Here is a 14,094-nt window from a genome sequence, read left to right as displayed (position 1 = left end):
GGTTTATTTCTCTAAATAAAATTTACTGTTTGAATCATCAGGATCCAATGAAGGTGATCCATAAGATGCTTTGTTCATGATAAGACTGAAAATCAATGGAATAATCAATAAGATAGTTAAAGTAGAGCTAAGCAGCCCACCAATAACAGCTTGACCTAATGGAGCAACCTGTTCACCACCATCTCCCATTCCCAATGCCATTGGCGTCATTCCCGCAAGCATGGCCAGGGCGGTCATCAGAATAGGACGGAACCTAGATTTGGCAGCTAATAATGCAGATCGAGAAGCTGTTAGATTCAGTTTCTTTCTATACCATTCTGCTTGATTGATCAACAAGACCGCATTGGAAACCGACACACCGATGGACATAATGATACCCATATAGGATTGTAGGTTCAAGGTACTTCCAGAGATCCAGATCATAATGGAAGACCCGGCAATCACTGCAGGAACTACAGAAAGGATAACCAGACTTACACGAACAGATTGGTAATAAGCCGACATCATAAAGAAGATGACGACAATGGCAATGGATAGTCCTGAAAGTAATCCAGCCAAGGTGTCCTCCAATAAAGTTAGGTTACCTTCTTTCCAGATTCGGGTACCGCGTGGAGCCTCTCCTACCTTTTCCAAGGATTCATTGACCGCTTTGTTGGCAGCACCAAGGTCTTTTTCATGGATGTCTGCAATAATGCTCACATACCTATTTGGTCCTCTACGGTTTACCTGTGCGGGAACCTCATTGGCGGTAATAGTTGCAATATCTTCCAATAAAGGCGTTGATGAGCCAGCTTTAACCGGAATAGACCTCAAATCTTGAAGCGTCTGGATCATATTTTCAGGTACCTGAACCTGCACTTGGAAAACCAAACCTGATTTAGGATCCACCCATAGGTTCTTATCCGTAAATCGGGTCGATGAAGTTGTTGCAGCCAAGTTTCGGGAAACTTCCTGAACCGTTAGACCAAATTCCGCTAACCTTCTGCGATCAATCTTGATATCAATGGTTGGATAATGTAAGGGTTCGGCTAGCTGCACATCCTTTAAGAAAGGATAGTTTGCCAATTCCTTTTTAATTTTTTCGGCAAAAGCTTCGGCGTTCTTCAATTGCGCAGAGCTTACTTTCACCTCCACCGGAGTCATGGACCCCTGTCCAATAATTTTTTCCATCAGTTCGATCGGTTCGAAATTTATCCTTGCTTCTGGATATTTCTCCTTGACATGGTTCCGAACAAACTCCTTGAACTGGTCTGTTTTCATCCCTAATTTCTTCTTGTCCAAGGAGAATTGCATGACAGCCTCTCCAGTTGAACTCGTAAACAAGAAAATAGGGTTGATTGGATTTGCTGATGGATGCATGCCGACAAAAGAAGATGAAATCTTCAGACTGTTTTCAGGCAACTCGGCAACTATACTTTTGGTCATCGATTTTACCGCCTCTTCCGTACGCTCCAATCTGGTACCATCTGGCATGCGCAGCCTGACTTGAAAGTCACCGCCTTCTGATTTGGGCATGATATCCGTACCTAAGATATTCACGGCTCCAAAAACTAACAACAGAGCTACCGCAACATATAGAACGGAAATCAATTTTGATTTCGCAAAATACGAGCGCAATCTATATACGTATTTCACCCCTACTTTGTCCACAAAAGAACGTTTATATTTCCCAGCATGATGCTTCTTGGTCTTCATGATCCAATTGGCCATGATGGGCACGAAGGTTTGGGAAGATATAAAAGAAGCGATCATGGCAAAGGCTACGGCCATGGACAATGGCATAAACATATCTCGCGGTATCCCTTCCATCATAAATGCTGGGGTCAGTACTGCCAAAATACTAAGTAGGATCAGCAATTTTGGAGCTGATATTTCTAACAGAGCATCCAGAATGGCCCGTGATTTTTTCTTCCCTAGCTCCATGTGCTGATGGATATTCTCAATGGTCACCGTGGCCTCGTCGACGAGAATACCGATAGAAAGTGCCAATCCCGAAAGGGTCATGATATTGATACTCTGCCCCATCATATGCAGGGTTATCACAGCAGTAATAATGGCAATCGGAATCGTCAGGATTACAATAAGGGCACCCCTTGGATCTCGAAGGAAGAGAAATACCATCAAGCCCGTCAATAAGGCTCCCAAAGCACCTTCAAAAATCAAATTGGAAAGTGACCGGGATATATAAACAGATTGGTCGAAGGCATAGGTAATCTTCACCCCTTCAGGAAGAAGGCTTTCCAACATGGGCAAAGCTTTCTTCAGGTTATCTACCGCATCTAAAGTGGATGCATCGGGCTTTTTGATAATCGGTAGGTATACCGATCGTTTTCCATTGATGATGGCATAACCTACGGTTTGATCCGCCGCATCCATGACGGTTGCCACGTCTCCGATCAATATGGTTCGTCCATTCAAAGATTTAATAGGCGTCTGTAAAAACTCATCCACTCCATTGGAAATAGAATTAATAGGCGCCATCAGGTTCTTATCGCCGATCCGTACATTTCCTGCGGGTGAAGGCATGGAGTTTTTAGTGACAGCAAGGGTCACTTCCTCTGGACTCAAGCCATGGGCTTTCATCTTCTGGGGATCAATATTGACCACCAAGCTTCGCATATTACCACCGAAAGGTGCAGGAGCCGTTATCCCCGGGATATTCACGAACATTGGCCGTACTTTCGTAACTGCCATGGTTTGAAGTTCGGTGACCGAATGTTGATCTGAGTCGAATACCAATTGACCAACCGGCAGTGAACTACCATCGAAGCGTACAACCATGGGAGGTACCGCTCCGGAAGGCAGGAAACCCATTGCCCTAGAAACCTGCATACTGATTTCTGCAGATGCCTGGGACATATCCGTTCCGGGATAGAAGGTCAATTTCATTAAGGAAAGACCCTGTACACTTTTGAAATCCAGCTCTTTGACACCGTTTACAAAGAGTAGTACTTTCTGGAATTCATTGGCCATAAAGCCATCCATATAGGCCGGTGAAAGTCCACCGTAAGGCATGGCAATGTACATGGCTGGAGATTCGATCTCCGGAAATATATCGACTTTAATCTTTTTGATAACCGGCCATGAAAAATAGGCAATCGCGAAGATGACCATGATGATGGCGATCGGTTTTCTTAAAGCAAAACGTATTAAATTCATAGTATTCTTTAAAAGTGAGTAAACAACTGACTGAAATCCGCTTGTTGATAGCTTTTATTGACCATCAGGTTCCAGTAATTCAAATAAGCCGTCAGGTTCTGTCTTTCTGTCTGAAGCAGGATTTCCTGAACTTGCAAGAGCTCCGAAAGGTTTATTAATCCACCTTCATAGCGTGCCTTATAGAGCTGATAGGCATCTTCTGCCTGTTGTCTACTGATATTTGATTCTTCAATGCCCTCAGCAGCCGCTGATATTTCGGCATTCAGCTGATTGAGGTTGCTGCTTATTTCATTCTGTAGCAGTTCCTGTTCATATAGATTGTTCTGAAGTTTTATGTTGAATTGCTTCTTATCCGATTTGGATCTAAACATATCCTGAAGATTCCAGGTTACACCAACACCTACAAAATAATTATTGGCAAAATCATTATAGATTTCACTGTAGTTGGCATTCACATATCCATTGGCTGTAATACCTGAGTTCCTATTGGCCAATCCTCCCAATAACATCACTCGAGGAAAAAGTTCTTTTCCCTGTTTTTTTTCCAAGAGGGTCAATGATTCCTCTTCTTTCTTTTTCATCATCAGCAATGGATGTTCAACCGCATTGGTCTGTTGACTCCCTATTACCTGTAAAAAAGCTTCCGGACTGGAATTTCCGACACTTACTACCTCTTCGTTGGTAAATTCTTTCAACAAGATCTTGGCGCCATTTAATTTCCCTTGGATTTGAAGCAAGTTACTTTCTACGTTCTTTAGCGATGAGGTAGCCAATAAGGTATCTGCTCCAGGAACAATTCCTGCACGCGCAAGGCCTTTGGTAATCTCCAAAATAGACTGATAGCGTTCGCTATGTTTTTTGTACCAATCATCCATTACCTGGAAAAACAGGAATTCGATATAGCGTCTGCTCAACTTTTGTTGGACGTTGTAAGAGAAATCCTGTTCTTTCAGTTTGGAATAGTCAACCTTGGTACTGGATATGTCCTTGTCAAGCGCTTTTCTTCCGAAGTTGATCAAATCCCAGTTCATACTACCGGAAAGGAAATGATTAAAGGTGGCGGAAGCTCCATCCAATTGATTAGGACCGGAAATATTCATAATTCCGGGTAGCGGAAGAAAAGCACCTGAAGTTCCTTCTACGGAGCTAAAGCCTTGTTGGAATTGCGCTTGAACTTGCGGTTTGTATTTTATCTGTTGGGCAATACTATCCTGTTTTGCCAATAGGATCTGTTGTTTCTGAACTTCAAATCCTTTGTAATAATTCCTTGTTTTGTCCCAGAGATCTTGCAGGTTTTGGGCATGGCTATCCATGGCAAAAAACATCCCCAGCAGGATCAATAGGCTATTTAATTTTAAACCCATATTAAATATTAAAATTTGAATTGATTGAATGGCTTGGCCATGCCACTGCACAGAAAATTTAGGAAAGGACAAGACAGTCCATTTCCAGGCCAACATACATTTGTCAGAATGACAAACAGATGTCAGGATAGCAATTCTATAAGTTTAATCGACGGAATTGAAGGAATAGGTCATTGGAATTTGTCTTTTGGGAATTCCAATGATAGTTTTTTACTTCTTTCCTAGGCAGGAAAGAAAAAAGGATTAAGGCAAGGCTAAACAAAGCAAATACAGCGGGCTGCACTTGAAAATCTTTAACCACGAGATCATGAGCTTTGATTTGCTCATTCGCAACGCTACAATCTACCGTTTCGTAGTCAATCCAAGAATCAGGCTTTGCTGATTTGTTGCTTCTGCTTTCAGTTTTGGTATCCTGATACAGATTTTGCTTGATTGATGCCTTAATCGGACAGGAGGTTAATACAAACAGCAATACTATCCCTAATACCTTAGCGATAAGGGGAAATTGCTGATTGAACCCGATTGTTGTGTTAAGCATAGGTGCAAAGTTATGGCTTCTGGGAGGAAATAAAAAATATTTTAAAAAAGTTACTAAGGTTTGACCTAGATGTTCGTTTTAGCTCCAACGACCATTATAAACAAAATGAAAACTTCCAGAGAAGTAGCTGCATTAATCAAAAAATACATTGAGGGGAATATCAGTTCGCTTGAGAGTGTCCGATTAGACCAATGGATAAAGGAAAAGCCAGAACATGAAGCATTCTTCAAAAAACTATTGACCGATGATGAATTGTTTGAGGATGCTTTGGTATGGGTAAACCTAAACCAATCAGACCATGCAGTATGGCTGGAAGACATGAAGTCCGATACCTTACAAAAAATCAGGAATGCCGAAGCAAAACCTATCCGTTATAAGAAACGGACCTGGTTGTATTATGCTGCCGCCATTGTCCTGATGCTGGGAATAGGATATTCTTTTTATCATTATCGTACGCCTGATTTTACAGAAATCGATGCAGAACTATCGTCCGTATTACCAGGTTCCAATAAAGCAGAATTAAAGTTATCTGATGGAAGGACGATAAACCTACGAAGTGACAAAGATGGGATAGTAATAGACCAGGATTTGGAATATTCTGATGGCACCCCACTCCTTGCTGTAGATAAAAAAGACCTCAGCAAGATCATGGCGACGATCAATGTTCCTAAAGGAGGTAAATATCAGATTGTATTGCCAGATGGCAGCAAGGTATGGTTAAACTCCATGTCCAAATTGGAATATCCTTTGGCATTTGAGCCAAATCGAAGGACGGTAAAACTTGAAGGTGAAGGTTATTTTGAAGTTGCGAAGCTGAACAAGAACAACAAAAGAGTCCCATTTGAGGTAATCAGTAGTGCACAGACCATTGAAGTAACGGGAACACAATTCAATGTTTCGGCATACCCAGATGAGGCCCAAACCATTTCTACCTTGGTAGAAGGTTCCATCAATATCCATTCCGCCTCTGGCAAAGTAAGCCTGACGCCCAATCAACAAGCGATCAATACAGCAAGTGGTCTAAGCAAGAGAACGGTGGATGTTGAGAGCTTTATTGCCTGGAAGAACAATAAATTCATGTTCTATGAAACGGAGTTGAGGGATGTGATGAAAGGCTTGAGCCGCTGGTATGACATACAGGTGGAGTACCAAGGAAATATCCCTGCTACCTATTTCTATGGAGAAATCGGCCGGGACAAAAACTTGGCTGAGGTCATTCGCTTGATTGAGAACAGTGGCGTGAAATTCAAATTGAAACAAAAAGGAAGTACTTATAAACTAATCATCATTTAATAAACTAAACAAATTATGAAAAGAAACCATTACACAATTCCCATTTAGGGTGATCATCATAAAAAACCGAACATGGTCTCTCACACCAATGTTCGGCTATAAATGAGGATCTCGAGAATACAGTAAACTGATAGTAAACCTTAATCATTTAAAATCCTAATTGTACAAAAATATGATTTTTATACAACAATTTGATTATGGCAGTAGGTCTGCCATACCTAAATTAAAACACTGGGTATTGACCATGAAATTAACCTTTTTATTGACTGTCCTAAGTGTAGTTCAAGTATATGCGAGCAGCTATGCACAGCATGTCAGCATAAAAGCAAAGAACTCACCATTGGTTCAAGTAATGCAATCCATTCAGAAACAGAGTGGCATTCCATTTTTCTTGAACGGCAAAGACATTGCAAATACCAAGATCAATGCAGACATCAAGGATGAAAAACTTGAAACGGCCTTGACCAATCTATTTACCGGGAAACCTATTTCCTGGGAATTGGTTGATGGCACGATCATCCTACGTCGATCAGAAAATCCAACCTTAGGAAACCAAGTTTCTACGGCAGAAAACAGATCCGCCCAACAGAGACGCATCAGCGGAAAGGTAAGCGATGAGTCTGGAAATGCTATTCAAGGTGCCTCCGTAGTCGTAAAAGGCAGCAACAACGGCACATCGACGGATGCAAACGGAAACTTCTCCTTAGAGGTTAATGGTAACAATATAACCTTGATCGTGAGCTACATAGGTTTCTTGAAATCAGAAGTTAGTATTGGCAATCAACAGAACATCAACATCATCCTAAAAGAAGAATTAGGTGACTTAGATGAGATTGTGGTTGTTGGATATGGTACCCAAAAGAAGAAATTGACTACAGGAGCAACCATTGAGGTAAAAGGAGAAGATCTTGAGAAATTAAGCACCCCAAGTATCTTGGAGGCCCTACAAAGTCAATCTCCGGGCGTGCAGATTACCCAAAGTTCAGGGATGCCGGGTGAAAGCTTCAAAGTAACGATCCGCGGTCTAGGAACCATTGGTAACTCAAGCCCCTTATATGTCATTGACGGAATTGCCGGTGGAGACATCAATATGCTGAACCCTTCGGATATTGAGCGTATCGACGTATTAAAAGATGCTGCCTCTGCAGCCATTTATGGAGCAAGAGCTGCAAATGGGGTTGTTTTGGTCACTACCAAGCAAGGTAAGGATGGAAAAATGTCTTTGCATATTGATAACTATTTAGGTTTCCAAAATGCCTATAAACTTCCTTCCCTATTAACAGCAAAAGAATATATGACGATCCAAGATGAACGTCGCTTTAATGAGGGTGGAGCTCCTTATGACTGGGCAAACCTTATTCCTAAACAATACCAACAAATTCAAGATGGAACCTGGAATGGCACCAACTGGATGAAAGAGATCCATAATGACAATGCTATCTTACAGAATACATCCTTAAACCTCATGGGAGGAAATGAACAGTCAAAATTCTCTATGGGATATTCCATAACCAATCGTGAAGGGATCATTGGAAAACCAGTTCAACCTGATTTCCAAAGACATACCGTTCGGATTAATTCAGACCATATCCTATTGAAAAATGATGAATTCAATATCATCAAAATTGGAGAGAACATTAATTACGGTTACAACAACCGCTCAGGAATCGGTATTGGTAACATCTATTGGAATGACGTTCATAACATGCTAGTAGGCAATCCATTATTGCCTGCATTCAATGAAAATGGGGGCTACTATGATCAACCGAGCAAAGTAGCAGATAAATGGGCATTGGATGGAGCTATTTCCAACCCTATGGCGGAGATGGTCTTCCGTAGAGGTCAGAATAAAGCAAAAAGCCATAGCTTATTTGCCAATGCCTATATAGAGGTCCAGCCTATCAAGAACTTGATATTCAAGTCAAATTTTGGATATAGAATGAGTGCATCGACCTACAGGCAATATACGGATGTTTATAACCTATCTACCACGGTTCAAAATGCGGTAGATGATATCAGTCAGAACCAATCTGTAGGATATAATTGGGTTTTAGAAAACACTTTAAGCTACCATTTTGAACCGATTACAGGTCATCAATTTGATGTTGTAGCCGGTCAATCCATGGAGAAAAGTGGTATTGGGGAAGACCTAAGTGTATCGACCTCTAACTCCTCATTCCCTGGCCAATGGGATAAAGCATGGGTCAGCAATGGACAAGGATACGATGGATTTATTCCAACCGTGAATGGTGTTCATTGGCCAATGGGTTCCATTGCCTCTGTTTTTGGACGTATCAACTACAACTACAATGAGACCTATATGGCTACTTTAACCCTAAGAGCGGATGGTTCATCTAATTTCGCTCCTGGAAAGCGTTGGGGATATTTCCCATCGGCATCTGTGGGTTGGGTAGTGAGCAATGAAGATTTCCTAAAAGGAAATGAAAGCATCAATTTCTTCAAATTGAGAGCAAGCTGGGGACAAAATGGTAATGCAAGCATTTCACCGTTTCAATACTTGGCTACCATTGCCATTAACAATAAAAACGGCTATTACTTTGGCAATAACATGAATACGCTTCTTCGCGGAGCATATCCAGATATTCTTCCTAATCCAGATGTGAGTTGGGAAACTTCCGAACAGATCAACGTAGGTTTAGATTCCAGGTTTGTAGACAACAAATTATCGGTAGTCTTCGATTGGTATAAAAAATCAACGGTGGATTGGTTAGTTCAGGCTCCGGTACTAGCGATCTATGGAACCTCTGCCCCATTTATCAATGGTGGTGACATCGTTAACAAAGGATTTGAACTTGGATTGAACTGGTCAGATAGAAATGATAATTTCAATTATAGCATCGGATTGAATGGTGCCTATAACAAAAATGAAGTTGTTCGTATCGCCAATTCAGAAGGAATTATCCACGGTGAAGAAAATGTACTGAGTCAAGGAACAAAAGAGATGTACCGTGCTCAAGTCGGTTTTCCAATAGGCTATTTCTATGGATTCAAGACTGATGGTATCTTCCAAAACCAAGATCAGATTGATGCATGGCGTGCTGCTGGAAAAGGCGTATTACCTACCGCACAACCTGGCGATGTGGCTTTTGTTGATGCAAACATGGACGGTGCAATTACTGATGAGGATAAAATGATGATCGGTAACCCACATCCTGACTTTAGTGGTGGTATGAACATCAGCTTGGGTTACAAGGGATTTGATTTGGGCATTACTGCTCATGGTTCATTTGGACATCAGATTGCAAAATCTTACCGTTCATTTGCTGACAGCCCATTACAGAACTATACGACTGAGATTTTTGAAAGATGGCATGGAGAAGGAACCTCCAACAAATTACCACGCTTAACCAGTGGTAGCCATACCAATAACCAATATATTTCTGATATCTATATCGAAGATGCCGATTTTGTGAAGATCCAAAACATTACTGTAGGTTATGATTTCTCCAAATTATGGAATAAATCGCCATTCAGCCAGATCCGTTTATATGGAACTGTTCAGAACCTGTACACATTTACCAAATACAGCGGAATGGATCCAGAAATCGGTTATGGATATGATAAGTCGTGGGTTACTGGAATTGATTTAGGATTCTATCCGCAGCCTAGAACTATAATGTTTGGTTTAAACCTTAAATTTTAATTGCAATCATGAAAAAGACGATATTATTATTGATGGCTGTAGGATTTCTTAGTTCTTGTGAAAAGTTTCTAGATTCTGAGAGTTACGATAAGAAAAATACAGCGAATTTTCCGGTCAATGTATCGGATGCAAACTCCATGCTTACAGGCATTTACTCCAGTTTAAGCGCAGCGATTTCGAATGTAGCGAATACACATTTCTACATGGCTGAACTGGCTTCAGACGACCGTTTTGGCGGTGGTGGTGAGAATGACCGAGATATGCAAGGTTTAGATCATCTGATGAATACCCAGCCCGACCGTTTCTTGACGTTTTGGACTGCAAGATACCAAGGGATCTTCAGGGCCAATACGGCATTGGAAACATTGGATCAGGTTCAAGGTTGGACCAGCGAAGGACAGAAGAATCAAGTTCTTGGTGAGGTTCATTTTTTAAGGGCCTTATATTATTTCGAACTCTCCCAAATGTTTGGTGAGGTTCCTTTAGTGACCAGTACTCAAGTTACCAATATCCCTAAAAACCCAGCAGCAGAGACTTATGCATTGATTGCTGAGGATTTGAAGACCGCGATCAGCTTGATGCCAGCAACGCCCTATAATTCAATCCCTTCGGGTCATGCGACCAAATGGGCAGCAGAAGCATTGATGGCAAGGGTTTTCCTTTTCTATACTGGATATTATAAAAAAGCTGATCTTCCTTTAGCATCTGGTGGATCGGTAACCAAAGCACAGGTCATTCAATGGTTAGATGATTGTATCAAAAACAGCGGTCATGACCTGGTAAGTGATTTCAGGAATCTGTGGCCGTATTCCAATGAGTTCACCAAGTTGGACTATAAATACGCAAAGGATAACAACCTTAAGTATGAAGGCGAAGGCCATAAGGAAACTGTATTTGCAGTGAAATTCGGTACCTTGGTGGATTGGGGAGATCAGTACAATTTGGGTTATTCCAATCAATACAACTTACACTTTGGATTGCGTTCTAACAACGGTTTAGCTGGAACATTCCCATTTGGCCAAGGCTGGGGAGCAGGACCAGTGAACAGCAACCTATGGAACGAATGGAAACAGGCCGAACCAACTGATGTAAGACGTGAAGGTTCCATCATCAATGCGACAGCTGATGTGGACTCCTATATCTTTGGGGCCGACAACCAAATGGAAGAAACGGGTTTTTGGCAGAAGAAATACATATCCATTACAGCCTATGACAAGGAAAGCGGCGCACTACTCCCATCCTATGCTATCTTGGCCAATGCCGCACAATCTGAAATGCAACTTGCGCATACCCAGGACCTGGCATTAATCAGGTTTGCAGATGTATTGCTAATGCATGCTGAGTTGACAGAGACCGCAACTAACCTAAACCGAGTAAGAGCGAGGGCAAAATTGACACCAGTAGCTTATTCATTGGCTGCCCTAAAAAAAGAACGTCGTTGGGAGCTATCATTTGAAGGCTTACGCTATTTTGATTTGATGCGTTGGAATGATGCTAGTACTGCCTTGGCAAAACAAGAAGGTGTGGACATCAAAAACAAAGGGATCGATACGAAAATGAAGGGATTTGGTGGTGGATATAAGGCGCGTTTTGATGCTACGGGCGGTTTTTGGCCAATTCCAAGTTCGCAGATTGCGCTTTCAGAAGGCGTATTGGTTCAAAATAAAGGTTGGGGAGATTCAAGCAATGAGTTCCCAGGTTGGTAATCAATAAACTTAATCAAATGAGAAATTTAATCTATATCATCATATTTTCGATTTCATTTGCCTTGTTATTGGGTTGTGAACCTATAGAAGATCGAATGGAATTGGGTTCGGCCATTGCAGCTGAGCAACTGGATATCTCTGCCACTGTTCTGACCGTAAATGGTAAAAAGAGCAATAAGGTAGTAGTCAACAACAATAGTCCGGTCCTATCCTCCTGGGATTATGGAACCGGCGTAACACAAAAGAAAACGGATACTGTTCTTCTAGTTTCTACCGGAGAAAATGAAATCATCTTTACAGGTCTAAACCCTGATGGCAGTAAGATCAGTAAGTCCTTGAAAGTCACTGTTGATGAGTTGTCATTTGCTGTACCTTTGGAATGGGGAATGCTAACCGATGGTAAGGACAAGACATGGGTATGGGATACGACCAAACCTGCAGTTTGGGGAAATGGAGGTTATATGGGCAGCAATGGTCCAGCATGGTGGACCTTGAAAGAGGCCGATATAGATGGTCAGGCTCCTGGAGAGGGAAAAGGCGCAAAAATGATCTTTTCCCTTCGTGGAGCGAAATTGACCAAAGTAAAATCTACAGGGCAACAAGAAGTGGGTAGTTTTTCTTTTGACATGGGCAAGAAAGTAACCTTGGACGATGGAACCGTTTGGGCCAAAGGAAAATTAACCACCAAAGGGGTGACTGTCCTTTGTGGTAAATCCCCAAATGAGGGAAATGCACCTGTCTATGAATATGATATCTTGATCATTAATGATTCAGAAATTGTATTAAGCTATCCTGAACCTGGTGTAGGCGCATGGGGAACTGCATGGTTCTGGAACTTTAAAGCTATTTAAGGACATAAGACAATAGACGACAGACTTGAGAATTTTGGGTTGTCTAAAATTGAAAATGAGTAAGTTTTGTTAGAGTCATTATATTATAATTGAGGAATCGAGGTCTGCGGAAGCAGATCTCGATTTTTTATCCTAAAACCTCAGTGATTCCCGTTACTGTTTATGGATAGTTTTTGTAAATAATTTAAAATAGGCTAATTTCTTTCTATTTTATTGCTTAAAAAATTGCTTTAAACTTTTTTATTTGTCAAATTAACATTAAATTTATATTGACCATTTTAATATTGCCTATCAAATCACAACATGAATAATTTTGACAAGGAAGTCATTGGCTTACAGCAGGGTAAAGAATCTTCTTTATGCTACTTCATGGATCAATACAGCCATGCCTTGCACTTCTATGCCTTCAAAATTATCAAGGACAGGGACATTGCTAGAGAGATTGTTTCTGAGGCATTTTTTAAGTTATGGGAAAAGAAGGAGAACTTTCATGCCGAGGAAAGCATTAAATCCTTCCTCTACCTTGTTACAAGGAACGAATGTTTGGACCATTTGAAATTGAAAAGAAATCAACTTCAGCATGATGAAGAATGGTTGGTTGACTTAGAATCAGGAGAGGAAAGTATCCTGAGCAAGATCATCTATACCGAGTTGATTGAATTGATTGTAAAAGAGATTGAGAAATTACCGAAACAGCAGGGAAAAATAATTCAGTTATCGGTATTGGAGGGTAAGGAAACGGCAGAGATCTGTGAGGAATTAGGGACAACTGCCAGTAATGTTTATTTTTCAAGATCTAAGGCAATCTCTACGTTGAAAAAGGTATTCAAACATAAAAACATTTCCTATTATCACTTGTCCCTATTATTATTCTTAATAGAGCGCTAGCTTTTATACTAACACCCTTATTTCATTCCGAAGTAACACGATCTTATCTTCATTTTCCAGCTTCTTAAGGATCCTTGAGACCACCACACGTGAAGTATTTAGGTCTAAAGCTATATCCTGGTGAGTAACTGTTAGAATTCTATCTTCAGTAAGTTTTACTTTCTCTTTTAGATAGTTCATGATGCGATCTTCCATTTTAGAAAATGCCAGGTTATCGATAGCACCAAGCATTTCATTCATTCTGGAGGAGTAACTATTGAGGATAAAGCTTCTCCAAGAACTATATTTGACAAGCCATTCATTGAGGTATTGATTAGGGATCATGGCTACCGCTGTTTCCATTTCAGCTTGAGCCCTGATTTCACTTTTTTTGTTACCTAAACAACAGGCAATCGACATGGTGCAAGTTTCACCCTTTGCTAAATAATAAAGTAACAGCTCCCCTTCCTTTTCATCCTCCCTCATGATCTTAATCGCACCTGTCAACAGCAATGGCATGGAACGGATATATTGACCGATATCAATGATAATATCACCAGACTGAAAGGTCTTTAAAGTAGCAACCGCCTCAATTTCTTCAATTAAGGCGGGTTCTAATATTCCGGTATAAGCGTTTTCTATTAGACTCATA

Annotated in this window: 9 protein-coding genes; 5 read left to right on the top strand and 4 right to left on the bottom strand. The window is 40.9% G+C overall.

Translation table 11 applies throughout. The features are described from left to right. Nucleotides 1-3 precede the first annotated feature (3 nt). The 3 genes from NMK93_RS05730 to NMK93_RS05720 all read right to left on the bottom strand — a co-directional run bounded on the left by NMK93_RS05730 (nt 4) and on the right by NMK93_RS05720 (nt 5,061). Nucleotides 4-3,159, bottom strand: coding sequence for an efflux RND transporter permease subunit (locus NMK93_RS05730; protein WP_185213606.1), 3,156 nt, complete (start codon nt 3,157-3,159; stop codon nt 4-6). 8 nt (nt 3,160-3,167) lie between these two features. After that, nucleotides 3,168-4,523, bottom strand: coding sequence for a TolC family protein (locus NMK93_RS05725; protein ID WP_254528296.1), 1,356 nt, complete (start codon nt 4,521-4,523; stop codon nt 3,168-3,170). Between the two features lie 136 nt (nt 4,524-4,659). Then, nucleotides 4,660-5,061 (bottom strand): hypothetical protein, encoded by a 402-nt coding sequence (locus tag NMK93_RS05720; protein ID WP_185217249.1) that lies wholly within the window; start codon nt 5,059-5,061, stop codon nt 4,660-4,662. 105 nt (nt 5,062-5,166) lie between these two features. On the opposite strand from NMK93_RS05720, the gene NMK93_RS05715 reads away from it, so the two are divergent. The 5 genes from NMK93_RS05715 (at nt 5,167) to NMK93_RS05695 (ending at nt 13,463) form a co-directional block, all read left to right on the top strand. Next, on the top strand, nt 5,167-6,354 hold the full coding sequence (locus NMK93_RS05715; protein WP_254528293.1) for a FecR family protein: 1,188 nt from the start codon (nt 5,167-5,169) through the stop codon (nt 6,352-6,354). A 172-nt stretch (nt 6,355-6,526) separates the two neighbouring features. Further along, nucleotides 6,527-10,018 carry a TonB-dependent receptor gene (locus NMK93_RS05710; RefSeq protein WP_254528290.1) on the top strand — a complete coding sequence of 1,164 codons (3,492 nt, stop codon included), beginning with the start codon at nt 6,527-6,529 and terminating at the stop codon, nt 10,016-10,018. An 8-nt stretch (nt 10,019-10,026) separates the two neighbouring features. After that, a complete protein-coding gene (locus NMK93_RS05705) occupies nt 10,027-11,724 on the top strand; it encodes a RagB/SusD family nutrient uptake outer membrane protein (protein ID WP_254528287.1) in 1,698 nt (565 codons plus the stop codon). A 17-nt stretch (nt 11,725-11,741) separates the two neighbouring features. Beyond that, the gene (locus NMK93_RS05700) at nt 11,742-12,575 is read left to right on the top strand and encodes a hypothetical protein (protein ID WP_254528278.1); all 834 of its coding nucleotides are present in this window, start codon (nt 11,742-11,744) and stop codon (nt 12,573-12,575) included. Nucleotides 12,576-12,878: 303 nt separating this feature from the next. Next, complete coding sequence (locus NMK93_RS05695; RefSeq protein WP_185213600.1) at nt 12,879-13,463, top strand: RNA polymerase sigma factor; 585 nt, start codon at nt 12,879-12,881, stop codon at nt 13,461-13,463. 3 nt (nt 13,464-13,466) lie between these two features. Here NMK93_RS05695 and NMK93_RS05690 read toward each other — a convergent pair whose 3' ends face one another. Continuing rightward, a complete protein-coding gene (locus NMK93_RS05690) occupies nt 13,467-14,093 on the bottom strand; it encodes a Crp/Fnr family transcriptional regulator (protein WP_185217252.1) in 627 nt (208 codons plus the stop codon). Nucleotide 14,094 lies beyond the last annotated feature (1 nt).

The organism is Sphingobacterium sp. LZ7M1 (assembly GCF_024296865.1).
GTDB lineage: Bacteria > Bacteroidota > Bacteroidia > Sphingobacteriales > Sphingobacteriaceae > Sphingobacterium.
This window is presented reverse-complemented; position numbering and strand designations above follow the sequence as displayed.

Bases quoted from the DNA above. Each gene is read 5' to 3' on its own strand.
- NMK93_RS05695 (WP_185213600.1), top strand. From the start codon at position 12,879: ATGAATAATTTTGACAAGGAAGTCATTGGCTTACAGCAGGGTAAAGAA.
- NMK93_RS05710 (WP_254528290.1), top strand. From the start codon at position 6,527: ATGATTTTTATACAACAATTTGATTATGGCAGTAGGTCTGCCATACCT.
- NMK93_RS05705 (WP_254528287.1), top strand. From the start codon at position 10,027: ATGAAAAAGACGATATTATTATTGATGGCTGTAGGATTTCTTAGTTCT.
- NMK93_RS05730 (WP_185213606.1), bottom strand. From the start codon at position 3,159: ATGAATTTAATACGTTTTGCTTTAAGAAAACCGATCGCCATCATCATG.
- NMK93_RS05700 (WP_254528278.1), top strand. From the start codon at position 11,742: ATGAGAAATTTAATCTATATCATCATATTTTCGATTTCATTTGCCTTG.
- NMK93_RS05690 (WP_185217252.1), bottom strand. From the start codon at position 14,093: ATGAGTCTAATAGAAAACGCTTATACCGGAATATTAGAACCCGCCTTA.
- NMK93_RS05725 (WP_254528296.1), bottom strand. From the start codon at position 4,523: ATGGGTTTAAAATTAAATAGCCTATTGATCCTGCTGGGGATGTTTTTT.
- NMK93_RS05720 (WP_185217249.1), bottom strand. From the start codon at position 5,061: ATGCTTAACACAACAATCGGGTTCAATCAGCAATTTCCCCTTATCGCT.
- NMK93_RS05715 (WP_254528293.1), top strand. From the start codon at position 5,167: ATGAAAACTTCCAGAGAAGTAGCTGCATTAATCAAAAAATACATTGAG.